At 61.0% G+C, this 25,394-nt stretch carries 24 protein-coding genes and 1 pseudogene; 6 read left to right on the top strand and 19 right to left on the bottom strand.

Features of this window, described 5'->3' with window-relative positions; translation table 11 throughout:
* Window positions 1-146: 146 nt before the first annotated feature.
* The 3 genes from C5L12_RS13025 to C5L12_RS13015 form a co-directional block, all read right to left on the bottom strand.
* Window positions 147-1,469 carry a homoserine dehydrogenase gene (locus tag C5L12_RS13025; protein ID WP_105372480.1) on the bottom strand — a complete coding sequence of 441 codons (1,323 nt, stop codon included), beginning with the start codon at window positions 1,467-1,469 and terminating at the stop codon, window positions 147-149.
* Window positions 1,470-1,532: 63 nt separating this feature from the next.
* Window positions 1,533-2,750 carry an LL-diaminopimelate aminotransferase gene (locus C5L12_RS13020; protein WP_105372479.1) on the bottom strand — a complete coding sequence of 406 codons (1,218 nt, stop codon included), beginning with the start codon at window positions 2,748-2,750 and terminating at the stop codon, window positions 1,533-1,535.
* 98 nt (window positions 2,751-2,848) lie between these two features.
* Complete coding sequence (locus C5L12_RS13015) at window positions 2,849-3,253, bottom strand: hypothetical protein (RefSeq protein ID WP_105372478.1); 405 nt, start codon at window positions 3,251-3,253, stop codon at window positions 2,849-2,851.
* 79 nt (window positions 3,254-3,332) lie between these two features.
* On the opposite strand from C5L12_RS13015, the gene C5L12_RS13010 reads away from it, so the two are divergent.
* From C5L12_RS13010 to radC, 4 genes and pseudogenes are all read left to right on the top strand, one after another.
* Window positions 3,333-5,216: a PHA/PHB synthase family protein gene (locus C5L12_RS13010; protein WP_105372477.1), complete on the top strand. Its 1,884-nt coding sequence runs from the start codon at window positions 3,333-3,335 to the stop codon at window positions 5,214-5,216.
* Between the two features lie 12 nt (window positions 5,217-5,228).
* Window positions 5,229-5,948, top strand: coding sequence for a DNA/RNA nuclease SfsA (gene sfsA, locus C5L12_RS13005; protein ID WP_105372476.1), 720 nt, complete (start codon window positions 5,229-5,231; stop codon window positions 5,946-5,948).
* Window positions 5,949-5,973: 25 nt separating this feature from the next.
* A complete protein-coding gene (gene map / locus C5L12_RS13000) occupies window positions 5,974-6,810 on the top strand; it encodes a type I methionyl aminopeptidase (protein WP_105372475.1) in 837 nt (278 codons plus the stop codon).
* A 50-nt stretch (window positions 6,811-6,860) separates the two neighbouring features.
* Window positions 6,861-7,613, top strand: a pseudogene (gene radC, locus C5L12_RS12995) (RadC family protein); the annotation flags it as partial.
* A gap of 11 nt (window positions 7,614-7,624) precedes the next feature.
* On the opposite strand, the gene C5L12_RS12990 reads toward radC, so the two are convergent.
* The 7 genes from C5L12_RS12990 to C5L12_RS12960 all read right to left on the bottom strand — a co-directional run bounded on the left by C5L12_RS12990 (window position 7,625) and on the right by C5L12_RS12960 (window position 16,247).
* Window positions 7,625-9,436: an ABC transporter ATP-binding protein gene (locus C5L12_RS12990; protein ID WP_105372609.1), complete on the bottom strand. Its 1,812-nt coding sequence runs from the start codon at window positions 9,434-9,436 to the stop codon at window positions 7,625-7,627.
* Between the two features lie 11 nt (window positions 9,437-9,447).
* Window positions 9,448-10,212, bottom strand: coding sequence for a DUF1028 domain-containing protein (locus C5L12_RS12985; RefSeq protein ID WP_105372473.1), 765 nt, complete (start codon window positions 10,210-10,212; stop codon window positions 9,448-9,450).
* Between the two features lie 4 nt (window positions 10,213-10,216).
* Entirely contained in the window at window positions 10,217-12,001 is a 1,785-nt protein-coding gene (locus tag C5L12_RS12980) for a gamma-glutamyltransferase family protein (protein WP_105372472.1), read from the bottom strand.
* Between the two features lie 19 nt (window positions 12,002-12,020).
* Window positions 12,021-12,896, bottom strand: a complete 876-nt coding sequence (locus C5L12_RS12975; protein ID WP_105372471.1) for an ABC transporter permease — start codon at window positions 12,894-12,896, stop codon at window positions 12,021-12,023.
* The gene (locus tag C5L12_RS12970) at window positions 12,893-13,840 is read right to left on the bottom strand and encodes an ABC transporter permease (RefSeq protein ID WP_105372470.1); all 948 of its coding nucleotides are present in this window, start codon (window positions 13,838-13,840) and stop codon (window positions 12,893-12,895) included. Before C5L12_RS12970 ends, C5L12_RS12975 begins: the two co-directional genes overlap by 4 nt.
* A gap of 72 nt (window positions 13,841-13,912) precedes the next feature.
* Complete coding sequence (locus tag C5L12_RS12965; protein WP_105372469.1) at window positions 13,913-15,421, bottom strand: ABC transporter substrate-binding protein; 1,509 nt, start codon at window positions 15,419-15,421, stop codon at window positions 13,913-13,915.
* A gap of 94 nt (window positions 15,422-15,515) precedes the next feature.
* Window positions 15,516-16,247 carry a FadR/GntR family transcriptional regulator gene (locus C5L12_RS12960; protein ID WP_105372468.1) on the bottom strand — a complete coding sequence of 244 codons (732 nt, stop codon included), beginning with the start codon at window positions 16,245-16,247 and terminating at the stop codon, window positions 15,516-15,518.
* A 217-nt stretch (window positions 16,248-16,464) separates the two neighbouring features.
* Between C5L12_RS12960 and sthA the strand changes: the two genes are divergently transcribed.
* A complete protein-coding gene (gene sthA, locus C5L12_RS12955) occupies window positions 16,465-17,958 on the top strand; it encodes a Si-specific NAD(P)(+) transhydrogenase (protein WP_105372467.1) in 1,494 nt (497 codons plus the stop codon).
* 59 nt (window positions 17,959-18,017) lie between these two features.
* On the opposite strand, the gene rpsD is transcribed toward sthA, so the two are convergent.
* Window positions 18,018-18,635, bottom strand: coding sequence for a 30S ribosomal protein S4 (gene rpsD / locus C5L12_RS12950; RefSeq protein ID WP_105372466.1), 618 nt, complete (start codon window positions 18,633-18,635; stop codon window positions 18,018-18,020).
* A gap of 300 nt (window positions 18,636-18,935) precedes the next feature.
* Here rpsD and C5L12_RS12945 point away from each other — a divergent pair, with 300 nt between their 5' ends.
* Window positions 18,936-19,181: a DUF982 domain-containing protein gene (locus tag C5L12_RS12945; RefSeq protein WP_105372465.1), complete on the top strand. Its 246-nt coding sequence runs from the start codon at window positions 18,936-18,938 to the stop codon at window positions 19,179-19,181.
* A gap of 4 nt (window positions 19,182-19,185) precedes the next feature.
* On the opposite strand, the gene C5L12_RS12940 is transcribed toward C5L12_RS12945, so the two are convergent.
* The 8 genes from C5L12_RS12940 to C5L12_RS12905 all read right to left on the bottom strand — a co-directional run bounded on the left by C5L12_RS12940 (window position 19,186) and on the right by C5L12_RS12905 (window position 25,321).
* On the bottom strand, window positions 19,186-20,700 hold the full coding sequence (locus C5L12_RS12940) for a helicase HerA domain-containing protein (RefSeq protein WP_105372464.1): 1,515 nt from the start codon (window positions 20,698-20,700) through the stop codon (window positions 19,186-19,188).
* 111 nt (window positions 20,701-20,811) lie between these two features.
* Window positions 20,812-21,444, bottom strand: coding sequence for a LysE family translocator (locus tag C5L12_RS12935; protein WP_105372463.1), 633 nt, complete (start codon window positions 21,442-21,444; stop codon window positions 20,812-20,814).
* Window positions 21,445-21,453: 9 nt separating this feature from the next.
* Window positions 21,454-21,825 carry a GFA family protein gene (locus C5L12_RS12930; protein ID WP_105372462.1) on the bottom strand — a complete coding sequence of 124 codons (372 nt, stop codon included), beginning with the start codon at window positions 21,823-21,825 and terminating at the stop codon, window positions 21,454-21,456.
* A gap of 23 nt (window positions 21,826-21,848) precedes the next feature.
* The gene (locus tag C5L12_RS12925; protein ID WP_105372461.1) at window positions 21,849-22,487 is read right to left on the bottom strand and encodes a LysE family translocator; all 639 of its coding nucleotides are present in this window, start codon (window positions 22,485-22,487) and stop codon (window positions 21,849-21,851) included.
* A 62-nt stretch (window positions 22,488-22,549) separates the two neighbouring features.
* Window positions 22,550-23,002 carry a GNAT family N-acetyltransferase gene (locus C5L12_RS12920; protein ID WP_105372608.1) on the bottom strand — a complete coding sequence of 151 codons (453 nt, stop codon included), beginning with the start codon at window positions 23,000-23,002 and terminating at the stop codon, window positions 22,550-22,552.
* Window positions 23,003-23,082: 80 nt separating this feature from the next.
* A complete protein-coding gene (locus C5L12_RS12915) occupies window positions 23,083-23,319 on the bottom strand; it encodes a DUF1127 domain-containing protein (protein ID WP_105372460.1) in 237 nt (78 codons plus the stop codon).
* Between the two features lie 384 nt (window positions 23,320-23,703).
* A complete protein-coding gene (gene murI, locus C5L12_RS12910; protein WP_105372459.1) occupies window positions 23,704-24,501 on the bottom strand; it encodes a glutamate racemase in 798 nt (265 codons plus the stop codon).
* Complete coding sequence (locus C5L12_RS12905; protein WP_105372458.1) at window positions 24,485-25,321, bottom strand: RNA methyltransferase; 837 nt, start codon at window positions 25,319-25,321, stop codon at window positions 24,485-24,487. Before C5L12_RS12905 ends, murI begins: the two co-directional genes overlap by 17 nt.
* Window positions 25,322-25,394: the final 73 nt, after the last annotated feature.

Here is a 25,394-nt window from a genome sequence, read left to right as displayed (position 1 = left end):
ATCGATTTGCGAGGAGCGTGAACGGATTGCTGTTCGTGCGGGCGTCCCGGTCCTTCAGAACCGGGACAAGAGCGCCGCCGCTGTCGTGATCCCTGGCATGCGCCGGATCAGGCTACGCGACGCTTTGCTCCCGTCGTGCATCCATCTCAGAACGCTTTCGGCCGTTCGATCCGAATCACCTGCGGTTCCCCGGCCAGATAACTCTCGGCCTTGATCGCATCGACGGCCTTCCGGACAGAATCCTCCGTTGTCGCGTGCGTGACGAGGATAATGGTCTTGGACGTGTCGTCGGACGCATCCGGCTTGGCGCGCTGCATGATCGATTCGAGCGAAATATTGTTCTCCGCCATGCGTGCTGCGATGCTTGCAAAGACTCCAGTACGATCCGCAACGGTCAGGCGGATGAAATAGCCGCCTTCGTGGCTGCGCATCTGGGCGCGACGGTAGGGCGCCAATGCGGCCGCCGGCGTGCCGAGGACGGGAACCCGCTGGGCGCCCGGCTGGCTTTTGGCGATATCGGCAATATCGCCGAGCACGGAAGAGGCCGTTGCGTTGCCGCCAGCGCCGGGGCCGACCATCAGCAATTCGCCAAGAATGTCGGACTCGATCGCCACCGCGTTGGTTACGCCGTCCACCTGGGCAATCACGGTATCATACGGCACCATGGTGGGATGCACGCGCTGCTCAATGCCGCTATCGGTTTTCTGGGCGACGCCGAGAAGCTTGATCCGGTATCCAAGATCGGCCGCAGCGTGAATGTCCTCGGTCGAGATATTGGTGATACCCTCCAGATAGATCTCATCGGCTGCGATCTTCGTCCCGAAGGCGAGCGTCGTCAGGATCGCCAGCTTGTGAGCGGTATCGTTGCCTTCAATGTCAAAGGAAGGATCGGCCTCCGCATATCCCAGCCGCTGCGCCTCCTTCAGGCAATCGGCAAAGGAAAGCCCCTCCTTCTCCATCCGGGTGAGGATGTAGTTGCAGGTGCCGTTCATGATGCCGTAGACGCGCGAGACGGTGTTGCCCGTCAAGGACTCGCGAAGCGCCTTGATAACCGGGATGCCGCCGGCGACAGCCGCCTCGAAATTCAGGAGAACGCTCTTTTCCTCCGCAATCGCCGCGAGCTCGACACCGGAGGCCGCCAAAAGCGCCTTGTTGGCCGTCACCACATGGAGACCCCGCTCCAGCGCCGTGCGAACCGAATTTGCGGCTGCACCTTGCGCCCCACCTATCAGTTCTACAAAGACGTCGATATCCGCTTCGGCGGCCAGCATTTCCGGCGTATCGAACCAGGCGATGCCCGAGATGTCGATGCCGCGATCCCGCGACCTGTCGCGAGCCGTTACCGCTGTGATCTCAATTGCACGGCCGCACGTGACGGCGAGTTCGTTCGCACGGTTCTGGATGATCCGGACGAGCGAGGCACCCACGGTGCCGAGGCCCGCAATGCCGACTTTAAGGGCATCTGCCATGGCTTTTCTTCCTGACTGATTGGGAATAAGTGGCCCGCCTGGGCCACTGGAAATTCAATTGGATCAGCGGCGCGTGTTGAGTGAAATCACGTTATGCATCGTGTCGTCGGCCGTCGAAAGGAATTTCTTGATGCTACGCGCCGCCTGGCGAATGCGGTGCTCGTTTTCGACGAGCGCCAGGCGGACGTAATCATCGCCCTGCTCGCCGAAACCAATTCCCGGTGCCACTGCCACGTCCGCCTTTTCGACGAGAAGCTTCGAAAACTCCAGCGAACCGAGATGGCGGAACTTCTCCGGGATCTTCGCCCAGGCAAACATGGTCGCCGCAGGCGGCGGCACTTCGAAACCGGCCTTGCCGAAGCTGTCGACCATGACGTCGCGGCGCCGCTTGTAGATATTGCGGACCTCTGCGATATCCGAGCCGTCGCCATTCAGCGCATGGGTCGCGGCCACCTGGATGGGCGTGAAGGCACCGTAGTCGAGATAGGACTTCACGCGTGTCAGCGCAGCGATCAGGCGCTCGTTGCCGACGGCGAAGCCCATGCGCCAGCCCGGCATCGAGAACGTCTTCGACATCGACGTGAATTCGACGGCGATATCGATTGCACCCGGCACCTGCAGCACGGACGGCGGCGGTTCACCTTCAAAATAGATTTCCGAATAGGCAAGATCGGAAAGCACGATGATATCGTGCTTCTTCGCAAAGCTGATCACGTCCTTGTAGAAATCCAGGGAAGCGACGTGGGCCGTCGGATTGGACGGATAATTGAGGATCAGCGCCAGCGGCTTCGGGATCGAATGCCGTACTGCACGTTCGAGCGGCGGAAAAAATGTCTCGTCCGGTTCCACCGACATCGAGCGGATCACGCCGCCAGCCATCAGAAAACCGAAGGCGTGGATCGGATAAGTCGGGTTCGGGCAGAGAATCACGTCGCCGGGCGCGGTGATCGCCTGCGCCATGTTGGCAAAGCCTTCCTTCGAGCCGAGCGTCGCCACGACCTGCGTATCCGGGTTCAGCTTGACCCCGAAACGGCGCGCATAATAGGCGGCCTGTGCGCGGCGCAGACCGGGAATACCCTTGGACGACGAATACCGATGGGTGCGAGGGTCTTGGACCACTTCGCAGAGCTTGTCGACGATCGCCTTCGGCGTCGGGAGGTCGGGGTTGCCCATGCCGAGATCGATAATGTCCGCCCCGCCCGCTCGCGCGCTCGCCTTCAAACGGTTGACCTGTTCGAAAACGTATGGCGGCAGGCGCCGGACTTTATGAAACTCTTCCATGTGTCTCCCCAAGGTAGATGCGAAACAGGCGTTATCCCGCTTCATGGCGCATCTTAGGCGATTTGTGCTTTGCGGCCAAACGGCCCGAAACGCAAGCGCTAATTGGCGATATTTGCCAGCGCGTCCTTGCCGTGCTCGGCAGCCAGCTTGCGGTATTCGGCAACGCGCCGTTGATACTCGGCCTCGGAAATCGCGCCTGCCTTGCGGGCGCGGGCAAGGGCAGCCAGACGGGGCTCCGCCTTCTGATAGTCCTGATCTTCGATCTGCTCGGCCGCGGCCGTTAGCGTCGGATCGAAGGTCGGATAGGTGCCGGTATTCCTCTTGGTCAGGGGACCGGGCGGCGGCGACGTCTTTGATTGCGCTATGACGGCTGGCGGCGGGGTGTTTGGAATGCCGTCGTCAAGAGCAAAGGTGTTGCTGTTGCAGCCGGCAAGCACGAAAGGCAACGCGCCAAGACCCAGAAAAAGCGGTAAGCCTATAACCCGATGCCTCAGTTTTTCCATTTCCCTAACCCAGTTTCCGCGCCGGCAACATCTGCCCGATAGCAGCGATCGCTGGCACTTGTATTCGCTTTCAGGCACAATGTACAAACGAAAACAAACGACAACCAGTGGGAGGCCGCACGTGGGGGAGAAGATCGAGGACAAGGCCGAGACCAGCCGCGATTTCCCGGGTTTCGATCCCAAATCGGTCGAGGCCTACATGGTCAAAGATCCACAGGCGCTCGCAATGAATGTTGCCCGCGCGTTGGAAAATCTCGGCAAGGCGGCTTCCGAATGGCTCGCTCCCCGCGAACGGGGAGAAATCGTCGATTCGGTCGCCGATCCGATGACCGACCTCGTGAAGACGCTCTCCAAGGTGATCGAGTACTGGATCTCAGACCCGAAGCGGACGCTGGAGGCCCAGACGCTTCTCTTCTCCAGTTACATGGGCATATGGATGCGCACCCTGAGCCAGTTTTCAGGCCAACCGATGGAACCGGAGACGCTGCCGAAAGACAAGCGCTTCTCCGACCCGGACTGGGTGAAAAACCCCTTTTTCGCTTTCCTTCGGCAGGTCTATCTCCTCACTGCGTCCTGGGCGGAAAAACTGGTCGATGAGGCGGATGGGCTGGACGACTTCACCAGACACAAGGCTGCCTTTTATGTGAAGCAGATCACGGCTGCGCTTTCGCCCGTCAATTTCGCTCTCACCAATCCGGAAGTCTACCGGGAGACCGTGGCAACCAGCGGCGCCAATCTGGTCGCAGGCATGAAGATGCTTGCCGAAGATATCGCCGCCGGGCGTGGCGAACTGCGGCTACGCCACACCGACGCCACCCAGTTTGCGATCGGTCGCAATCTTGCGCTCACACCCGGCAAGGTGATCGCCCAGAGCGAGGTCTGTGAGATCATTCAGTACGAGCCAACCACAGACACGGTATTGAAGCGGCCGCTGCTCATCTGCCCGCCCTGGATCAACAAGTTCTACATCCTCGACCTCAATCCGCAGAAGAGCTTCATCAAGTGGTGCGTCGAGCAAGGGCACACGGTCTTCGTGATCTCCTGGGTCAACCCGGACGAGCGGCACGCCACGAAGGACTGGGAGTCCTATATGCGTGAAGGGATCGATTTCGCGCTTGAAACGGTCGAGAAAGCGACGGGCGAACGCCAAGTCAACGCGATCGGCTATTGCGTCGGCGGCACCCTGCTTGCGGCGACCCTCGCCTACCACGCGAAGGAAAAGAACCGCCGGATTGCCTCGGCGACCTTCCTCACCACCCAGGTCGACTTCACTCATGCGGGCGACCTCAAAGTATTCGTGGACGAAGAGCAGCTTGCGGCGATCGAAAAGCAGATGAAGGCCGACGGCTACCTCGAAGGGTCGAGGATGGCGAGCGCCTTCAACATGCTGCGCGCTTCGGAACTCATCTGGCCCTATGTCGTCAACAATTACCTCAAGGGCCAGGAACCGGCGCCTTTCGACCTGCTCTACTGGAACTCCGACTCCACCCGCATGGCGGCGGCCAATCACGCCTATTATCTGCGAAACTGCTACCTGAACAACACCCTCAGCAAAGGCGAAATGACGCTTGGCGGCAAGGTGATCTCGCTGAAGGATGTCAAGGTTCCGGTCTATAATCTGGCTACCCGCGAGGATCATATCGCACCGCCGAAATCCGTTTTCCTGGGCTCATCGCTGTTCGGCGGGCCTGTTGATTTCGTGTTGAGCGGTTCCGGTCATATCGCCGGTGTCGTGAACCCGCCGGACAAACAGAAGTATCAGTATTGGACGGGCGGCAAGGCGAAAGGAAATTACGAGGACTGGGCCGCCGAGGCCAAAGAGACCAAGGGCTCCTGGTGGCCGCACTGGCACGCATGGATCGAGGCCAAGGATGACAAACGGGTTCCGGCACGCAAGCCCGGCGGCTCTGCCCTGAATGCGATCGCCGATGCTCCCGGCACCTACGTGCTCGCCCGCGTCTGAACAATCCTGGCGATGCGTTTTGATCCCCCGCTTGTTCCCGCGACGCTGTCGCAGCGCTACAAACGCTTCCTCTTCGACGCCATTTCCGAGGACGGCATCCCCTTCACCGGCTCCTGCCCGAATACGGGCTCAATGAGGGGACTGACGGCGCCCGGCTCGACGATCTGGGTCTCTTTTCACGACAGCCCGACGCGCAAATACCGCCACATGTTCGAGATGATCGAGGTGGAAGGCGAAATGGTCGGCATCAATACCGGACTGCCGAACCGGCTCGCCGAGGAAGCGATCCGCGGCGGCCTGGTGCCAAGCCTTTTGCCTTACGAGACGATCCAGCGCGAACAGCGCTACGGGCGAAACTCGCGCATCGATTTCCTGCTTTCCGGCTCTGGCCTTCCGAAGGCCTACGTCGAGGTAAAGAACGTTCATTTCAGTCGCGTGGCCGGACTGGCCGAGTTTCCGGATACCGTCACGCAACGCGGTGCCAAGCATCTCGAAGAGCTCGGCGACATGGCGGAAGCCGGTCACCGGGCGGTGATGATCTACCTTATCCAGCGAAACGACTGCCTGCGTTTTCGCATCTGCTCAGATCTCGACCCGCTTTATGCGCTTGCCTTCGAACGCGCCAAAGCCCGGGGTGTCGAGGCCTATGCCCTCCGATGCAGGGTTTCGCCCGAAGAAATCGTGCCTGTTGGGCTGGTTCCGATAGACGAACCGGGTGCGGCTGCTTTATGAACCGAGAAATTGCGAGAGAAGAACAATGGTCAACTACATCGAGGCGGTTTCCGCCCCTTTGAAGAATACGGGCGCGATCCGGCTCTACTCACCGGAAGACTTTGCTGGCATGCGCAAAGCCTGCCTGCTCACGGCGCGCTGCCTGGACGAGCTTGCGGCGATCGTCCAACCCGGCGTCACCACCCAGGCAATCGACCGCTTCGTCTTCGAATTCGGCATGGATCACGGCGCGCTTCCGGCGACCCTGAATTATCGCGGCTATAAATATTCCGTCTGTACCTCGATCAACCATGTCGTCTGCCACGGCATGCCGGACGACAAGCCGCTGCGGGAAGGCGACATCGTCAATATCGACGTCACCTATATCCTTGACGGCTGGCACGGGGATTCGAGCCGCATGTATCCGGTGGGCCAGATCAAACGCGCTGCGGAACGGCTCTTGGAAGTCACCTACGAATGCCTGTTGCGCGGCATCGCGGCCGTCCGCCCCGGCGCCCGCACCGGCGCCATCGGCGAAGCGATCCAGACCTATGCGGAAGCGGAGCGCTGCTCGGTGGTGCGCGATTTCTGCGGCCATGGCGTCGGTCGGCTTTTCCATGACTCGCCAAATATCCTCCACTATGGACGGGCCGATGAAGGTCCGGAGATGAAGGAAGGGATGATCTTCACCATCGAACCGATGATCAACCTCGGCAAGCCGCATGTGAAGGTGCTTTCCGACGGCTGGACGGCGGTCACGCGGGACCGGTCGCTGTCAGCGCAATACGAACATGCCGTCGGCGTGACGGCGACGGGATGCGAGATATTCACCCTCTCGCCCGGCGGGCTGGACCGACCGGGCCTGCCACCACTATCGAGGTAGTCATGGCAAACCGCTCGGCTCCTCCGGACGATCAGCAGTCCCTTCTTGAAGACGAGCGTGGCTTTTTTGCCGAGCAGCTTTCCAAACCAAAGGCGCTCAAAAAATCCTCACCCGTCCTGAAGGACGAGCCGGCTGCCCATTACCATGGCCATCGCGAGCGGCTCCGAACAAAATACCGGGACCATGGCGACACGGCGCTGGCCGACTACGAAATCCTTGAACTGCTGCTCTTCCGGCTGATCCCCCGGCGCGACACCAAGCCGATCGCCAAGGCTCTGCTCGACCGCTTCGGCACCCTTGCAGGCGTCTTCGGCGCTCCCGCTACGCTGCTGCAAGAGGTCAAGGGCGTCGGCGAAGCGGTGGCGCTCGACCTCAAGCTCGTCGCGACCGTCGGGCAGCGCATGCTGAAAAGCGAGTTGCGCGGAAAGCAGGTGCTTTCCTCCTGGTCATCGGTCATCGACTATTGCCACGCCGCGATGGCCTACGAGTCCCGCGAGCAGTTCCGCATCCTGTTCCTCGACAAGCGCAATGCGCTGATTGCAGACGAGGTGCAGGGCCAGGGGACGGTCGACCATACGCCGGTCTATCCCCGTGAGGTGGTGCGCCGCGCGCTGGAGCTTTCCGCCACGGCGATCATCCTCGTCCACAACCATCCGAGCGGCGACCCGACGCCGTCGCGCGCCGATATCGACATGACGAAGACGATCATCGATACCGCAAAACCACTCGGCATCACGGTGCATGACCACATCATCGTCGGCAAGGACGGGCATGTCAGCCTCAAGGGCCTCAGGCTGATCTAGCTCTGCAGCCGTCACGCAACCTGCACGAGATGCCCATCGGAAACCTCGCGATACTGCCTTTTCGGTGGTTGATAACCGATCGACCTGACGGGGCTTTTCAGCTCGTCGTTTGAAATTCCGCGCCGGATGCCACGGCGTGAAGGATCGGGCACCGGCACCGCCGCCATCAGCTTTTTCGTATAGGGATGCTGCGGGTTGTCGAAGACAGCAGCACGCGGGCCGATCTCGACGATCTCGCCAAGATACATGACCGCCACCCGGTGGCTTACACGCTCCACCACCGCCATATCGTGGCTGATGAAGAGGAAAGCCAGGTTCAGGCTCTGCTGCAGGTCGAGGAGCAGGTTGCAGACCTGCGCCTTGATCGACACGTCGAGCGCCGAAACGCTCTCGTCGGCGACAATCACCTTCGGGTCGAGCGACAGAGCACGAGCAATGGCAATACGTTGCCGCTGACCACCGGAGAACTCATGCGGGTAGCGGCCTGCCATATCGGGCGACAGGCCGACCTTCAGCAACAGGTCGGCGGTCTTTTCCCTGGCCTCCTTTGTATTGCCGAGCTTGTGCTTGACGAAGGGCTCGGAAATTGCGGCGCCGACCGTCATGCGCGGGTTGAGCGACGAGAACGGATCCTGGAAGATCATCTGGATGGTCTTGCGCATATTGCGAAGGCCGGTCTGATCGAGGCGCAGGACGTCATAACCGTCGAGTGCCACGTCGCCGCCGGTCGGCTCGATCAGCCGCATGATCGAACGGCCCGTGGTCGACTTGCCGCAGCCGGATTCACCGACCAGTGACAAGGTCTCACCCTGAAACAGATCGAAAGAAATGTTCTCGACCGCATGCACCGCGCCAGTCTGGCGGGCGAACAGTCCTGAACGGACGGGGAAGCGTGTGACGAGATTCTTCACCGCAAGAACCGGCGTCCTGCCCTTGGCGACCGTGCCGGCAATTTCTGAAGGCTCTGCCACCTCGCCTGTCTTCACATCCACAACCGGAAACCGTGTCGGCCACCTGCGGTTCTGCATGGAACCGAGCCGGGGCACGGCAGAGAGAAGCGCCCGCGTATAGGGATGTTTGCCGCGATGGAAGATCTCTTCCGTCGGGCCGCTCTCAACCGCCTCCCCGCGATACATGACGATGGTGCGATCGGCGATCTCGGCGACCACACCCATGTCATGGGTCACGAAGAGCACCGACATGCCCTCCTCCTCCTGCAACAGCTTGATCAGGTCGAGGATCTGTCCCTGGATGGTGACATCAAGCGCGGTGGTCGGTTCGTCGGCGATCAGCAGCTTCGGCTTCGATGCCAAGGCCATGGCGATCATGACGCGCTGGCGCATGCCGCCGGAGAACTGGTGCGGATAGTCGTCGAACCGGGCGCCGGCATTCGGGATGCGGACTTTTTCAAGCAGCCGCACGGTTTCAGCACGCGCTTGCGCTTTCGACAATCCCTTGTGGCGGGTCAGCACCTCGGAGATCTGCCTTCCGATTGTGAAGATCGGGTTGAGCGAGGTCATTGGCTCCTGAAAGATCATCGATGCATCGTTACCGCGTACACCGCGCATCTCCTTTTCCGATATCGACAGGAGATTTCTGCCGGAGAGCATGATCCTGCCTTCGATACGGCTGGTGTTGGCAGCCAACAGACGCATGATCGACAGCGATGTGACGCTCTTGCCGGAGCCGCTCTCGCCGACAATTGCGACCGTCTCGCCGGGATATACGTCGAAGGAGACGTCGCGCACGACGTTCTTCCATTCGCCATCGACCAGGAAGGACGTGTTGAGATTTTTGACTGAAAGGACTGGTACTTCGCTCATGACCGCCTCCCTCATTGGGGTTTCCAGGGTGTTGCAAAGGAGGCGGATGGACGGCCTTCCGCCTCACGGGCGGCTTCCAGCGCGGCTATCTTCTGATCGATGACACGCCGGTCGATCATGCCATGCGGGTTTTCGCGGGTCGGCATCGTTTCGGCGACATGCAGGAACCGCTCCTGCGCGACGGCATAAAGCCGGCGCAATTCTTTGAGCGGATCGGAATGGTCATCGGCGTTGATGCGCAACCAGGGATAATCCTGGTCGCGGTAGATCACCATGGCGGCGGACTGCCTGCCGCGCTTGTCGCCGCCGGCTGCCTCGCCGGCATCCATGGCGTCGAGCAGGCGTTCGGCAAGCGGAGCACCGGCGGCGGCCTTTTCCTTATAGACCCGCAGCGTTTCGGCGATTACCTCTGGCCCGGTCAGCATGTTGCCGGCAACGGAAACGTTGTCCTCCACCAGATGCCCGGCCCAATCGACGCAAATCTCGCCGGTATAGGCCGCGTTGCGACCGCCGGCATCGATCAGGTGGAATTGGCGCTGGCGGCGACCATCATCGCGGGCGGTCAGCGTCTCGATGATCTCCTGCGGGCTCCTGCCCTCTTCCAGAAGTTTCAGGCCGTCCGTGCCGTAGAGCGGGCTGACGAAGGCCTGGGTTGCGACGGCACCCACTCTGCCCTTGATATGCGGTACCGCGCTGCCGACAGCAAAGAAGCGGCTGGCGACGGCTATTCCCAGATGACCGGTTTGCGTGTCACGCGCGACGATCGACCATGTCATGGACCTATCTCCCCACCGCATAAGCCTGCATGAGGCGCGGTGTTGCCGCCGCCCGCATGAGGCCGTCCGCGTCGCGGCGCGCCGCCGTCAGGCGGCCGACGCTCCACGGATCGGCAACGGTGACCTGGTGGCCGCGGCGGCGCAACTCCTCGAGAACCTCGGCACCGATATTGCTTTCCACCATGATGTTGCCCGGCTCGCTGGTACGCGGATAGAACGATCCCGGAAAATGCGTGGTGTGGAAAAGCGGCATGTCGATCGCCGCCTGCAGGTTCGGCTTGTGGTGGACATAACGCAGGAAGAACGGCAACTGCCACTGGTCCTGCTGATCACCGCCCGGCGTGCCGAAGACCAGCGTCGGTCTGCCCTGATGCAGCGCCAGCGAGGGGGTCAGCGTGGTGCGAGGGCGCTTGCCCGGCGCGAGCGAGGTTGGCAGGCCCTCCTTGAGCCAGAACATCTGGGCGCGCGAGTTCAGCGCGAAACCAAGGCCCGGCACGACCGGCGACGATTGCAGCCAGCCGCCGGACGGCGTGGTCGAGACCATGTTGCCCCAGCGGTCGATGACGTCGATATGCACCGTGTCGCCGCGCTTCTCGGTCAGGTGCGACATGGTCGGCTCATAGACCGCACCCTTGCCGCTCACCTCCGCCAGCATCGCCATGGTCAGGTCGAACTGGTTGTCGTAACCCGGCACACGGCCCGGCCGCAGTTCGAGTGACGCCTGCTCACCGATCAGCTTGCGACGCTCAACGTTGTAGCTTTCCGAGAGCAGGTATTCGGTTGGAATCTGCGCAAATTCCGGGTCGCCGTAATAGACCTCGCGGTCAGCGAACGCGAGCTTCATGGCTTCCACGACCACGTGCACAAAATCAGGACCGGCCGGATCCATCGCCGAAAGATCGAAGCCCTTCAACAGCGCCAAGGACTGCAGAAGCACCGGCCCCTGCCCCCAGGCCGGCGTTTTGGCGACGGTCCAGTCGTGGTAGTCGTAGGTCTGCGGCGCCTCGACAGTCGCGCGCCAATTCGCCATGTCGTCCGCGGTCAGCACGCCTTTGTGCCGCGCGCCGCTCGCATCCATCACCTCGGCTGTGCGGACGTAAGCGTCGATCGCCTCCGCCACAAAGCCGCGGTAGAAGGCATCTCGCGCCGCCTCGATTTGGTTCTCGCGCCCGGTTTTCGCTTCGGCCTCCGCGACGACGCGCTTCCAGGTATCGGCAAGCACCGGGTTCCTGAAATTGCTCTGCGGTTCCGGCGCTGCGCCGCCCGGCAGCCACGTGGCATAGGATGTCGGCCATTCCTTCTCGAAGAATCCCGCAAGTCCCTTGATGGTGGCGGATACGCGGGCAAGCACCGGATGGCCCTGCTCGGCATAATAGATCGCCGGTTCCAGGACCTCTCGGATGCTCATCGTGCCATAGTCGCGCAACATCAGCATCCAGCCGTCGAAGGCACCGGGGATGACGGTTGCCAGCAGACCATCGCCGGGAATGAGCTTCAGTCCCTCGGACGTATAATGCTCGATCGTCGCGCCAGCAGGCGCAGTTCCTTGCGCACAGATGACTTCGACCTTGTCCTTCTTCTTCGAGTAGAAGATGGCCGGCATATCGCCGCCCGGCCCGCAGAGATGCGGTTCGACGATCTGCAGCACGAAACCGGTTGCAACCGCCGCATCGAAGGCGTTGCCCCCCTTTTCGAGGATCGCCATGCCGACGGCCGACGCTATCCAATGGGTGGAGGTGACGACACCGAACGTACCGAGGATTTCGGGTCTGGTCGTGAATTCGGTCATTCTCGGAATTCCTTCTAGATTAGGCTTCGCGCGGGTCGAGCGCGTCACGCAGGCCATCGCCTAGCAGGTTGAAGCCGATGACGACGAGGAAGATCGCGGCACCCGGCCACATGGCCATCCAGGGAGCCTGGTTCAGGAAATTCTTGGCAACGTTCAGCATTGAGCCCCATGAAGCGGCGGGCGGCTGCTGGCCGAGACCCAGGAAGGAAAGGCTTGCCTCGGCGATGATCGCCGTGGCGATCGTCAAGGTCGCCTGCACGATGATCGGAGCCATAACGTTCGGCAGAATGTAACGGAGCATGATTTCCAGGTGGTTCAGGCCGACCGCACGAGCACCTTCCACATAGTCCTCGGTCTTCACCGCCAATACCTGCCCACGCGTCAGCCGCACGAAAATCGGCATGGCGGACAGCCCGATCGCGATCATGGCGTTCATCAGGCTCGGGCCGAGGAAGGCGGCCAGCGCGATCGCCATGATCAGGAAGGGCATGGCGAGCAGAGCCTCGGTGACGCGCGAGATCACCATATCCACCCAACCGCCGAAATAGCCGGCGACGAGCCCGAACGGCACGCCGATGCAGACCGAAATCGCCACCGAAAAGACACCCGCCATCAGGGAAGCCTGCGCACCCCAGATCATGCGGGAGAGGATATCGCGGCCAAGGTCGTCGGTACCGAGCCAGTACATGGCAGACGGTGCCTTGCGGATCGCCGACCAGCTCGTCGCCAGCGGATCGATGATCGGCAGGATCGGGGCCGTCACGGCAAGGGCGGTGAAGAAGAGAATGATCACGGCGCCGACGAGCGCGCTCTTGTTTTTCCTCATCTTGCGCCAGGCGCGGCTGTGTTCTCGCTTCGCCGCCAGGACGGGCGGCGCTTGATCGATCGTCGTCATAGCGTCGCCCTCAAGCGCGGATTGAGCAGGACATAAAGCACGTCGGCAATGAGATTCATCAGGATGAAGCCGACAGCGGTGCACAGAACGACGCCCTGCACCACCGCATAGTCCCTGTTGAAGACGGCATCGACGATCAGCTTGCCGAAACCGGGAATGGTGAAGATCTGCTCCGTCAACACGGCACCTGCCAGCAGTTCGCCAAAAAGCAGCGCCGACAGCGTGACGACGGGCAGAAGCGCGTTGCGGAAGCTGTGGCTCAGCACCACCTCCCGCGGCGACAGGCCCTTTGCCCGCGCGGTGCGGATATAATCGGCGCTCATCACACCCACCATCGCCGAACGGGTATGCCGCATCAGCGTCGCGGCCAGCGCGCTGCCGAGCACGAAGGCGGGCATGACCATGGTCTGAAGCGACCGCACCGGATCAGCGAAGATCGATTCGTATCCGGACGCCGGAAGCCAGCCGAGCTGGACGGAAATCAGCAGGATCAGCATGATGCCGAGCCAGAAATTCGGGATCGAGAGACCCGAGAGCGCGACAATGTTGGCCACGTAGTCGATGGTCGTGTTCTTCTTGACGGCCGCGAGGATTCCGATCGGAATGCCGATCAGGAAGGCGAAAAACATTGCCATGGTCGCAAGCTGGATCGTCACCGGCAGCTTCTGCAGGATGAGTTCGAGAACCGGCTGGTTGGTACGCAGCGAGATGCCGAAGTCTCCGCTCAAAATGCCGCCGAGCCAATAGAAATACTGCACGATCACCGGGTCGTTCAGCCGATATTTCTCGCGCAGGAATTCGATCACGGCCGGATCGCGTTCCTCGCCTGCCATGGTCAGGATCGGGTCGCCGGGAAGAAGCTTCTGCAGCGAAAAGACGAAGATGGAGATGATCAGCAGGGTTGGGATCGCGACGAGGAGACGCTTTCCGATATAGACAGGCATAGTGCCGCCCCTCATGTTTCCAAAGGTGCGTTGAAAAAGTGCCGCGCAGAGCTTCCGCGCGGCACAAGCGGATCAGCTCTTCTTCACGCCCACAAGACGGATCATGCCGTCCGGGCTCGCGACGAAACCGGTGACGCTGTTCTTGTAGGCCCAGATCCATGATTGATGGCCGAGGTAGATGACCGGCAGTTCGTCGTTCAGGATCTCGGCCGCGGCGTCGTATTTCTGCTTGCGGACCGCGTCGTCCGTCGACGCGCGGGCTTCGTTGAGCAGCTTGTCGACTTCGGCATTGCAGTATTTGGTATCGTTGATGCCGCCCTTGCAGGTGATGAACTGGTGGATATTCCCATCGGGATCGACGCGGCCGGACCAGTCGGAACGGCTGAGCTGATAGTTACCGCGGGTCTGTTCATCCAGCAGCGTCGCAAATTCCGTCGATTTCAAGCTGACGTCGAAACCGGCCTCCGCCACCATCGACTGGACGATCTGCATCATCTGCGCGGCCACCGGATTGTTCGGGATCTGCATCTCGATCGGTACCCGCTCGAAACCGGCTTCCTTGATCAAAGCCTTGGCCTTCTCCACATCGCGGGCAGGAACCGGCAATGCTTTGTTATACCACGGGCTGTTCGGCGGAAACGGCTGGTTGCCGCCGACGGCGGTGCCCTCATAAACGATCTGGTTCAGCGCATCGCGGTCGATCGCCAGCGAGAAGGCCTGGCGCAGGCGCTTGTCCTTGCCGAACGGGTTGTCGGCGCGCGGGCCGTTGGCGATGTTCGCGTAGAGCGCCATGTAGCCAATGTTGACGACGGAATCGACCTTGAAGCCGGAGGCGCCCTTGACGGCAGCGACATCGGTCGGCGCCAGCCGCTCGATCATGTCGAGGTCACCGGACTGAAGGTTTGCAAGGCGCACGGTCGTATCCGGAATGGGCAGGTAGGTGACCTTGTCGACGAATACCTTGTCCTTGTCCCAGTAATCGGCAAATTTCTCGAGCACGATCCGGTCCTGCTGGACGCGCTCGACGAACTTGAACGGGCCGGCGCAGACGGGTTTCGAGCCGAAATTCGCGCCAAGCTCCTTGGCTGCCTTCGGGGAGACGATCATACCTGCGCGGTCGGAGAGCTGGGCGAGCAACGTAACGTCGGGCGCCTTCAGCGTAAACTTGACCTCCAGCGGACCAGCGGCTTCGACCTTGGCGACGGAGCTAAGCTCGCTCTTGCGGCGCGATTCCGGCAAGGTCAGGTTGCGCTCGATCGTGGCAACGACGGCGGCGGCATCCATCGCGGTACCGTCGTGGAACTTTACTCCATCGCGGAGCTTCATCGTCAGCTCCTTGCCGTCCGCGGACCATTTCCACTCGGTCGCCAGCTGCGGAACGATCTTCAGATCCGGCGATACGTCCACCAGCTTGTCGCACATGGCCGTGTAGACGATGCGGCCGACGAAGGTGCGGGACTGCGCCGGATCGAGGACGTCGGCATCGTCCTGCAGGCCGATGCGCAGTTCGGCGGACAGTGCTGGAAAGGCGAAAAGCGCGCCAGTCAGCAGCGCTGCCGTTAGATTTGTCAGTCGTTTCATTGCAATTATTCCTCTCTTTTCTCTGTTCCTGTTTGCAGTCGCCCGGCTTATGTGCCGGTTTCTCGTTGCTGGCCGTCTCGCGCCGACCGGAAATTCAACTTGCCTGTCCGAGAGGGTGGCCCTCCATCGAGGTCGCCCGGACGAGCCGCTCCTGAAGCATCAGGAGGTGCTGGCGCATCGCTTCGCCTGCGCGGACCGGGTCACGCGCCGCTATCGCGTCGATGATGTCGTCGTGCTGGGCGAAGGAGATATTGACCGCGTTGCCGCTCGAACGGGCGCGTTCGCGGATTGCCTGCCACGCCTCGTCCTGGCGAACCTGGTTGATGACGTCGAAGATCGACAGGAAAAGTCTGTTGCCGGCGCTCTGGGCGATCTGCCGGTGCAAGGCGCCGTCCCACAGTTCGCTTGCATCGGCATCGTGGCTCTCGGTAATTTTTCTGGCGAGATTGCGCATCCGGTCAATCTCGCCCGGCTTGGCGCGCATTGCGGCAAGCTGGGCAAGCTGCGGCTCGATCCTCAGCCGGACCTCCATGATCTCCATGAAGTCCGTACCGGCGACGATCTCGCCGACATGATCGCTCCACCGGTCGGGCCGCTCGCCGATAAAGGTACCAGAGCCCTGGCGGCGCCAAATCAGCCCCTCCCCCTCCAGCACTTCCAGTGCCCGACGGACCGCGCGGCGGCTGATGCCGAGCATTTCGGCCAGCGCCCGCTCAGTGGGCAGGCGCCCCTCCGAGCCGAATTCTCCGGTGGCAAAATGCTCCCGCAACCGATCGAGCGCGTAACTCGAGGTGTCGTGAGCCACTTCTGATTTTTTCTGGACCATTACCGTACCAATTCACAATTGGTTCAAGAGGACGGCATTTGGCCCGCAACGTCAAGACATTTTTTCGGCAATTTTTGCATTGCACAAACTATAGGCATTACCGCCGAAATCCAGGCTTGGACGCCTCGCAATCAAACCTTTAGAATAAGTGGCTACAAAAGGATTCGTGATCGCTGCTGCATCGCGGCAGCTCCAGAGATTCGAAGACGGAGCACCCATGAACCAATACGACCTCATCGTCGTCGGCAGCGGACCGGCGGGGCGCCGCGCCGCCATTCAGGCCGCCAAACTCGACAAGAAAGTCCTTGTCATCGAACAGGGTCGACGTGTCGGGGGTGTTTCGGTCCACACCGGCACAATTCCTTCAAAGACCCTGCGGGAAACCGCACTTAACCTCTCCGGCTGGCGCGAGCGCGGATTTTATGGGCGCGCCTATCGCGTGAAACAGGAGATCAGCGCGGAAGACCTGCGCCGCCGCCTCCTCATCACCCTCGATCACGAGGTGGAAGTGCTCGAACACCAGTTCGCCCGCAACCGGGTACAGCACATTCGCGGCAAGGCGAGCTTCGCCGCGCCGGATACGTTGGAGGTGCTCAAGGACGACAACGAGACGGTCCACGTGAAGGGCAAGAGCATCCTGCTTGCCGTCGGAACCAGGCCGTTTCGCCCGGACAGCATCCCCTTCGACGGCAAGACGGTCCTCGACAGCGACGAACTTCTGGAAATCGGGGATCTGCCTCGCTCCATGGTCGTCATCGGTGCGGGCGTCATCGGCATCGAATATGCAACAATCTTCAGCGCACTCGATACGGCCGTCACTGTCATCGACCCGAAATCCACCATCCTTGACTTCATCGACAAGGAGATCGTCGAGGATTTCACCTATCAGCTCCGCGACCGCAACATGAAGCTGCTCCTCGGCCAGAAGGTCGACAAGGTTGAACGTCTGGACGACGGCAAGGTGCTGGTGACGGTCGATTCGGGCCGCAAAATCACCACCGACATGGTCCTTTATGCCGCCGGGCGCACAGGGGCTACCGACACGCTGAAGCTGGCTGCCGCCGGCCTCGAAGCCGATAGCCGCGGTCGCCTGAAGGTGAACCCGGAGACCTTCGAGACAGAGGTTCCCGGTATCTACGCGGCCGGCGACGTCGTCGGTTTTCCGAGCCTCGCCTCGACCTCGATGGAACAGGGTCGCGTCGCCGCCCGCGTCGCCGTCGGCGCGATTGCCAAGGAACCGCAGAAATACTTCCCGTACGGCATCTATGCCGTGCCGGAGATTTCCACCTGCGGCCTGACCGAAGAGGAGATGAAGGAACGGGGCATTCCCTATGAATGCGGCATCGCTCGCTTCCGCGAGACCTCGCGGGGCCACATCATGGGACTCGATACCGGCTTATTGAAACTGATCTTCTCGCTGAAGACGCGCCGCCTCCTGGGCGTTCATATCGTCGGCGAAGGTGCGACAGAGCTCGTCCACATCGGCCAGGCAGTGCTCAATCTCAAGGGGACGGTCGAATATTTCGTGGAGAATACGTTCAACTATCCGACGCTGGCGGAAGCCTACAAGATCGCCGGTCTGGACGCCTGGAATCGCATGGGAGAGCTGCCGAAGGAAGCTCCCGTGGCAACCGCCCAGCCGCTCGATACCACCGCGACCACGACCGCGGACACCGCGACACCGGAAAGAAAAAAAGCCGCCTCGAAATGAGACGGCTTTCTGCAGCTGAATATGAAAATGGCCCCCTCCGGGGCCATTTTCGCAAGTGATCAACGCGAATAAAATTCGACGACCAGCTGGGGTTCCATGACCACGGCGTAAGGTACGTCGGAGAGCGTCGGAACGCGAACGAAGGTCGCAACCATCTTGTTATGGTCGGCTTCGATGTAGTCCGGAACGTCGCGCTCAGCGAGCTGAACCGATTCCAGAACCGAAACGAGCTGCTTCGACTTCTGGCGAACTTCGATGACGTCGCCGGCCTTGCAGCGGTAGGAACCGATGTTGACGCGTACGCCGTTGACAGTCACGTGGCCGTGGTTGACGAACTGACGGGCAGCAAAGACCGTCGGAACGAACTTGGCGCGGTAGACGATGGCGTCGAGGCGCGATTCCAGGAGACCGATCAGGTTCTCCGAGGTATCGCCCTTGCGGCGGTTTGCTTCGTCGTAGGTGGCGCGGAACTGCTTTTCGCGCAGGTCGCCGTAGTAACCCTTCAGCTTCTGCTTGGCGCGCAGCTGCACGCCGAAGTCGGAAAGCTTGCCCTTGCGGCGCTGGCCGTGCTGGCCCGGACCGTATTCACGACGGTTGACCGGGGACTTCGGACGACCCCAGATGTTTTCGCCCATGCGGCGATCGATTTTGTACTTGGATGCAGCGCGCTTGCTCATCGCATTTCCTTCTCAAACGGTTAGTCCGGTTTGTTGCCAAACCGGATCAAGGAAACACGCCCTCCTCTGAGCCCTGATTTAAGAGCTCTGACAGGTTTCTCACGACAGCGATCGGAGAGACCACGGGACATGTCAACAAAAACACCGGGCGTTGAACCCGGCGTTGGCGGGGTCTTTAGGCGTATGTCATGGAAATGTCAACAGCGTCAGCTGTCGTAACCTTTCGGTAAGGCTGTTTCCAGACTCCAATTGAATCCCGGTATATTCAGCCCATCTCATATAGAGAGGAGGTATCGTGTCATGAGCCCGAAGGCCTGGAACAACCCGATCAGACTTGAAGACCCGGAAACCGGCGTTACTCGCACAGTGAAAACGGTGCGTCAGGCAAAGACGGTGCTCGACTGTTTTTGGCCGTCTTATCACGGCAGCCAGTACAGCCGCGCCGAACAGGTCTGCGGTGATGCCCTTGACGGAAGATCGGAACCGACGGAAGCGCGGCAAGCCTTCATTGCCGCCGCCGTGGAAGCGCATTTCCACATCCATTAGCGGATTATTCGGCCGCCACCCTCGCCTCGCCCTCGTCCGGCGCGTCGGCGCTACCGGGAGCGGTCTCCGATTGCAGGTCCGGAAAGGCCACGACGCGCTTTCCGGAAAAATCCGTGTGAATCACGATCAGGCCCTGCTCCTCGAAATAGCCGAGCAGACGCCGGGCGCGGCGGGCGGAATGGGTGCCATAGGCGCGGGCGATACGGGCATCCGATGGACACGGTTCGCCTGATATCGCTGCTTTCGCCATCATCAGGAAAACGCCCTGAAGATCATCCGAGACCCCGCCGGATAGCGACAAGGCCGTCCGCCAGGCCTCGCCTGCCGCCGTTTCGGCGTCGACGCCCGAACGCGCAACGGCCACCCGGCGGCGGAATTCAGAGAGCGTCAGTGGTGGTCCGGGCAGGCGCCGCATGCGGGCGCGCACCAGAAATTCCTGATAGAGGACCGCGTCAGTCCGATAGCCCGATTGCGGATCGTCGAGAATCTCGGAAAGCACAGCGGAAAGCCGCTCCTCACGCGCTTCGGGCGACACCTCCGGCTGGGGCGCGCGCGGCTCCTGAGGTGCCTGCGAGGCAGCGGGCATGGAGCGGGAAAGCTCGGCCAATATATCCGTCGTCGGACGAGGTGCCGGCGGCGCCCGGCGAACCATAGGCCGGGTAAACTCCTCCGGATCCGGCGTGAAGATCAGATCCTCGACATCCTGCGGCGCATCCGGCAGCGGCATCAGTTTCGGGCTCGAAGATCGGGCAGACGTCTCTACGGTGCCGATGACGATCGGCAGCGGTCGGCGGGACAAAGCCGGACCGAGAGCGACAAAATTACCGCGCTGGAGGTCGCGGAACATTTCCGCCTGGCGCCGATCCATGCCGAGCAAATCGGCGGCGCGCGCCATGTCGATGTCTAGAAAGGTTCGTCCCATCAGGAAGTTCGAGGCTTCCGCGGCAACATTCTTGGCGAGTTTTGCGAGGCGCTGGGTAGCGATGACGCCCGCCAGACCGCGCTTGCGACCGCGGCACATCAGGTTGGTCATCGCACCGAGGGACAGCTTTCTGGCATCTTCGGAGACGTCGCCGCCGACCGAAGGCGCAAACATCTGGGCCTCGTCGACGACGACCAGGACCGGATACCAGTACTCGCGGTCAGCATCGAACATGCCGTTGAGGAAGGCTGCGGCGGCCCGCATCTGCTCTTCCAGATCAAGGCCCTCAAGCGTCAGTACACAAGACACCCGGTGCTGGCGAATGCGGTTGGCAATGCCGGCGAGTTCCGCCTCGGTGCGCTCGCCGTCGACCACCACATGGCCAAACTTATCCGAGAGCGTGACGAAATCGCCTTCGGGATCGATCACCACCTGCTGCACCCAAGGGGCGGACTGCTCCAGCAACCGCCGCAGCAGATGCGATTTGCCCGAGCCGGAATTACCCTGCACGAGCAAGCGGGTGGCCAGAAGCTCCTCGATATCGAGCTTGGCCGGAGCGCCGCCGGACACAATTCCCATATCGATGCCAACCTGCAATGCACTCACCCCGTATGCCGTCTCCGTGCGGCGACCCAACGGCCCGCCACTCCCGAGCCATAACAGAGATCGGGATTCGTTTCGCCGGACAAGTGCAAAAATGCACAGGGTTTAAGAGGCGGCCCTCCGATAGAGCGCGAGCGATCCCGCGAGCGCTAAAAGCGCGCCGCCGCAAGCCCGGTCGAGCCAGAGAGCGCCCTTCTTCTTGAGAAGATGCACCGCTTTCGAACCGAGCAGTGCGTAGACAAACATTACGGCGAAATCGATCAGCGCGAAGACGACGGCGAGCAAGGCATATTGCGGCACCTGCGGCGCATCGGACACGATGAATTGCGGCAGGAAGGCCGAAAAGAACAGGTAGCCCTTGGGATTTGTCACTGCGACGAGAAAGCTCTTGAGGAAAATGGAAGCGGAGGAGCCAGAGCCTGACGCTGCAGCAGCTTCCGTAACGTCAAGAGATCCCTTGGAGCGGAGAAGCATGATGCCCAGAAAAGCCAGATAACCCGCACCCAGCCACTTGACCACCGTAAACCAGAATTCGGAGGCTGCAAGCAGCGCGCCCAGGCCCAGTGCTACGGCGCCGATCAGAACGAAGTCGGAAAGCATGGCGCCCGCCATGCCCGGCAAAGCCCGGCGCAATCCATAACGGGAACCGTTGGTCAGCGCCAGAAGCACTGTCGGCCCCGGCGTCGCAATGCCTATGAAGGCGACGATCGCAAAGGCTAGAATGGTCATCTCGCTCATGTCGCTCTCCTACCAGAGGTTCCTGCCGTCGATCACGGTGTGAGGCCATTCCTCGGCGTCGAAATCATCGAACAGCCTGGCATTCACGCCAATGCGGCGCGTCTTGCCGTCCCAGGTGCCGTCGAGTTGGAAATCGGGGCTGTCGCTATAGGTCCCGCAGCCGCAGGTGCCGCAAAAATGATGCGCCACCAGCTTCGAGTTCCAGCGATAGATTCTGTCGCTCTCGGAATCGGCCGTGACGCGCACCTGCTTCGGCTCGTAATAGGCATAGAGCGTGCCGCGACGGGAGCAGAAAGTGCAGGTGCAGCGCGTCAGCGCCTGAGGCAATTCTCCGTTGATCTCGAAGACGGTCTCGCCGCAATGGCAACGTCCGGTCAGCATGCGTTATCCTCCCTTAAATATCCTCATGCCGCCGCGCGCTTGAAGCTGGCCGAAAGCAGACCGGCGCCGATCATCAGTGAGCCGCCGGTGCGATTGACGATTCGCTGGACCTTGGGCTTGCGGATCGTGTTCCGGGCCATAGCAGCGAGCAGGCCGTAGAGCGCGGCGTTGAGCGTTGCGAGAACCAGGAAGGTCACCTCGAAGACCGCCATCTGGAAGAAGAGCGGCCGGCTGAGGTCAAGGAACTGCGGCAGGAAAGCGACGAAGAAGACGATGCTCTTCGGGTTCAACGCCGTCACGACATAGGTATGAAGGAAAATCCTGATCGGCTTGGCGGATGCCGCCTCCGCCTCATCGGCCTCCGCCGCACGTTCGGAAACCGGCGCACGCCAGAGCTTGATGCCGAGATAGATGAGATAGGCGGCGCCCATCCACTTCAGTACGGTGAAGAGCGTGGCAGAGGTCGCAAGCACGGCGCCGAGACCCAGCATGGAAGCGCTCATGGCGGTGAAGTCACCAAGCGCGACACCTGCGACCGTCGCGCTCGCAACTTTGCGGCCGTGGCTCAGCGCATAGGAGATGACAAGCAGGATCGTCGGCCCGGGAATAGCAAGCAGAATGGACGAAGCGGCAACGAAAGCGAGCCAGTGTTCAAGCGACATGCGAAACTCCTCCATGGAACAGGGCGAGCAAGCCACCGATTTTTTCGCTTTGCAAGCGGTGTTTATCGAGTTTCGCGACGCCAATGATAGAGAATGTCCGGCTCCTTTTCCTCATTGGCCGTGCCATCGGTCTGTTCGACCGCCACAAAGCCGCGCGCTTCGTAAAAGCGGCGGGCCGTAGCATTGCGCTGGAAGGTCCAGAGGAAAAGCTGCGGATGGGCTTCTTTGGCGATGTCCAGCAGCCGGGAACCTATCCCCTGCCCCTGCGCACTCGGCAGGATGTAGAGCTGATCGACCCAGTCCTTGCGGAAGGCGATAACGCCGAGCAAGGCGCTCCCCCTTTCGGCGCCCCAAATGTCGCAGGTCGCGAAAAGATGCCCGCGCCAGTATCCACGATCCTCCTCCAAAGTATGAAGGCCGGCCAGCCAGGGCAGCCGCTCGTCGAAGGAAACACGGTGGAGGCTCGCGGCAGCCGCCATATCGTCATGGTCAAGTTTGCGGAAGACGATTGTCATTTCAGCCCCCAGCCTGGCATCTCCGTAAGAGATGCTCGAGATCTCCGGCGGAAAGCCGCCGGAGATCTGTGTCAGCCCTTTCACAGCCGGATATCCCAAAGGATGAACCGTACATTCCCGCGTTCGTCCTCCAGTTCCGGGAAACCAATATCGCGGCGCATCCGACTGGAAAGATCGGAGATCTGGTTTTCCGTCTGGCGACGGCTCCAGGCTGCCAGGAGCAGTGCACGGGCAGTTTTCCAGACGCCATGTTCGCGGCACAGATCATGAACCGCAGCCGAAAGGGTGTCAGCAACTAAAAATTGTGATTCACGCATGATTTTTCCGTCCCGGCGCATGACGCGACCAGGTCCTCTGAGATGAAAGAAGACGTGCGGATGCGGACACGGAAACGCGATAAATCGCTCCGTCAATCAGTCACGTCAGATCAATGGGAAAATGCCAAAAACGGCGGAGATACAGGCTTATACGGCCTGATGGCACATGCCGGCCGGCGTCGATGTATGATACACCGAGGCCACGATAGCCGTTCCGCCAGAAAGGCGCATAAACATGGTAATGGATGTCATCTCACGCCTCCTGTGTTCGCTTTGCGGAATGAATAGATCATACACGAGATCGGCCGGCAATCAAGCACACAATCGCGAATTGCAATCATAAGGAAAAATTCGTGACAAAAAAGCCACATTGTTCGATGGCGCTCAGGCCTTCAGGCCAAATCCCTGCATCAGCCGCCTGGTGGCGAAATCGGGATTGCCTGACGTGAAGACCGCGAAATCATAGCTGTCGGGATGTTCGGCGCCATCGACCAGGGGCACTTTCCGGCGAGTCTGTCTTGCAATCGCTTCAGCGGGATCAAGCCAATCGACCGGCCAGGGCGCCAGCCGCCGGAAGACATTGGCCATGAAAGGGTAATGGGTACAGGCGAGAACGACGATATCGGTCTTGCTGTTGTCCTTCTCGACGAAGCATGGAGCGATCTCCGCCATAACCGCCTCGTCGGAAATGTTCTCGCCCCTGATATAGGCTTCCGCCATGCGCGCCAGATTCTGGGAACCTACCAGACGCACATGGCATTGCGTGGCAAACGACTGGATGAGATCGCGGGTATAGGCGCGCTTGACCGTACCGGGGGTCGCGAGAACCGAGACCAGACCGGAGCGCGTGCGTTCCGCCGCAGGCTTGATCGCCGGCACGGTGCCGACAAAGGTCATCTTCGGAAAGGTCGAGCGGAGATCCGCACCAACCAGGGTAAAGGCGGTGTTGCAGGAGATCACGCAAACTTCAGGATCGTATTCCTTGAGAAGCTTGGCAAAGAGCGCGATAACCCGCTCCTTCAGCGCAGCCTCCTCCCAATCGCCGTAGGGAAACCCGGCATCATCGGCCACATAGATAAAGCCGCGCTCCGGCATCAGCACGCGCGCCTCGCGCAGCACCGTCAGCCCACCAATGCCCGAATCGAACATCAGCACAGGCTTCAACTCATTCGTCTGCGTCATTCCCTGCCGCCTCCCCCAGGGCCGCTCCCGGCTCGCCTGCCCGATTTTGTTTCGACCATCGGCGCGGAAAACGGTCGAGCGAGTTGATGACGCCCCGGAACACACTGATCTCCTGTTCCGTAAACCCCCGCCGCGAGATGACGGCGCGCAGATTGTCGATCATTTTGGGCTTTTTCGCGGGCGGATGAAAATATCCGCGAGCATCGAGGGCCTCCTCCAGATGCTCGAACAGACCGAAGACCTGTTCCTTGGTCGAAGGCCGCTGCTCGACCGGTTGAAAGGTCGTCTCGCTCAGGTCGTCCAGCCCGGATTTCATCCATTCATACGACATCAACAGCACCGCCTGGGCGATATTAAGAGAGGCAAAAGCCGGATTGACGGGAAAGGTGACAATCTCGTCGGCAAGTGCGACTTCCTCGTTCGTCAGTCCCCAGCGCTCGCGGCCGAAGAGAATGCCTGTCTTTTCGCCTGCCTTGAACCTGCCGCGCAACGTCTCTGCCGCTACCACCGGCGAGCGCACCGGCTTGAAACCGTATCGCTCCCGGGCCGTCGTCGCGTAGACGAAATTGAGATCCTTGATCGCCTCCTCCAGCGTCTCGTAAACCTTGGTTCCGTCGATCACATGATCGGCCTTGGCGGCTGCGGAGCGCGCCTTTTCGCTCGGCCAGCCATCGCGAGGATTGACAATGCGCAGCTCCGCCAGGCCAAAATTCGCCATGGCGCGGGCAACCATGCCGATGTTCTCGCCGAGTTGGGGTTCCACCAGCACGATTGCCGGTCCTTCGGCAATCAGTTTGCGCTCGCTATTGGTACCTGACATGATGCCCTTCCGATGATCGTTGGCCGGGAAATAACCAGCTGAAATGCAATCGGCAAGGGCGTTATGGCTCTGG

This window comes from Neorhizobium huautlense (assembly GCF_002968575.1).
GTDB classification, from domain to species: Bacteria; Pseudomonadota; Alphaproteobacteria; order Rhizobiales; family Rhizobiaceae; genus Neorhizobium; species Neorhizobium huautlense.
The sequence above is the reverse complement of the archived record's forward strand: the minus strand, read 5'-3'. Positions and strand labels throughout refer to the sequence as shown.

Excerpts from the sequence above, each read along its gene's own strand:
- C5L12_RS13015 (WP_105372478.1), bottom strand. The coding sequence starts at position 3,253 with ATGGAAAAACTGAGGCATCGGGTTATAGGCTTACCGCTTTTTCTGGGT.
- C5L12_RS13020 (WP_105372479.1), bottom strand. The coding sequence starts at position 2,750 with ATGGAAGAGTTTCATAAAGTCCGGCGCCTGCCGCCATACGTTTTCGAA.
- C5L12_RS12905 (WP_105372458.1), bottom strand. The coding sequence starts at position 25,321 with ATGTCAGGTACCAATAGCGAGCGCAAACTGATTGCCGAAGGACCGGCA.
- C5L12_RS12965 (WP_105372469.1), bottom strand. The coding sequence starts at position 15,421 with ATGAAACGACTGACAAATCTAACGGCAGCGCTGCTGACTGGCGCGCTT.
- map (WP_105372475.1), top strand. The coding sequence starts at position 5,974 with ATGGTCAACTACATCGAGGCGGTTTCCGCCCCTTTGAAGAATACGGGC.
- C5L12_RS12935 (WP_105372463.1), bottom strand. The coding sequence starts at position 21,444 with ATGAGCGAGATGACCATTCTAGCCTTTGCGATCGTCGCCTTCATAGGC.
- C5L12_RS12975 (WP_105372471.1), bottom strand. The coding sequence starts at position 12,896 with ATGACGACGATCGATCAAGCGCCGCCCGTCCTGGCGGCGAAGCGAGAA.
- C5L12_RS12990 (WP_105372609.1), bottom strand. The coding sequence starts at position 9,436 with ATGAGCGAAGTACCAGTCCTTTCAGTCAAAAATCTCAACACGTCCTTC.
- sthA (WP_105372467.1), top strand. The coding sequence starts at position 16,465 with ATGAACCAATACGACCTCATCGTCGTCGGCAGCGGACCGGCGGGGCGC.
- C5L12_RS12915 (WP_105372460.1), bottom strand. The coding sequence starts at position 23,319 with ATGCGTGAATCACAATTTTTAGTTGCTGACACCCTTTCGGCTGCGGTT.
- C5L12_RS12985 (WP_105372473.1), bottom strand. The coding sequence starts at position 10,212 with ATGACATGGTCGATCGTCGCGCGTGACACGCAAACCGGTCATCTGGGA.
- C5L12_RS12960 (WP_105372468.1), bottom strand. The coding sequence starts at position 16,247 with ATGGTCCAGAAAAAATCAGAAGTGGCTCACGACACCTCGAGTTACGCG.
- C5L12_RS12970 (WP_105372470.1), bottom strand. The coding sequence starts at position 13,840 with ATGCCTGTCTATATCGGAAAGCGTCTCCTCGTCGCGATCCCAACCCTG.
- C5L12_RS12945 (WP_105372465.1), top strand. The coding sequence starts at position 18,936 with ATGAGCCCGAAGGCCTGGAACAACCCGATCAGACTTGAAGACCCGGAA.
- C5L12_RS12920 (WP_105372608.1), bottom strand. The coding sequence starts at position 23,002 with ATGACAATCGTCTTCCGCAAACTTGACCATGACGATATGGCGGCTGCC.
- C5L12_RS12925 (WP_105372461.1), bottom strand. The coding sequence starts at position 22,487 with ATGTCGCTTGAACACTGGCTCGCTTTCGTTGCCGCTTCGTCCATTCTG.
- C5L12_RS13010 (WP_105372477.1), top strand. The coding sequence starts at position 3,333 with ATGTACAAACGAAAACAAACGACAACCAGTGGGAGGCCGCACGTGGGG.
- sfsA (WP_105372476.1), top strand. The coding sequence starts at position 5,229 with ATGCGTTTTGATCCCCCGCTTGTTCCCGCGACGCTGTCGCAGCGCTAC.
- murI (WP_105372459.1), bottom strand. The coding sequence starts at position 24,501 with ATGACGCAGACGAATGAGTTGAAGCCTGTGCTGATGTTCGATTCGGGC.
- C5L12_RS12980 (WP_105372472.1), bottom strand. The coding sequence starts at position 12,001 with ATGACCGAATTCACGACCAGACCCGAAATCCTCGGTACGTTCGGTGTC.
- C5L12_RS12930 (WP_105372462.1), bottom strand. The coding sequence starts at position 21,825 with ATGCTGACCGGACGTTGCCATTGCGGCGAGACCGTCTTCGAGATCAAC.
- rpsD (WP_105372466.1), bottom strand. The coding sequence starts at position 18,635 with ATGAGCAAGCGCGCTGCATCCAAGTACAAAATCGATCGCCGCATGGGC.
- C5L12_RS13025 (WP_105372480.1), bottom strand. The coding sequence starts at position 1,469 with ATGGCAGATGCCCTTAAAGTCGGCATTGCGGGCCTCGGCACCGTGGGT.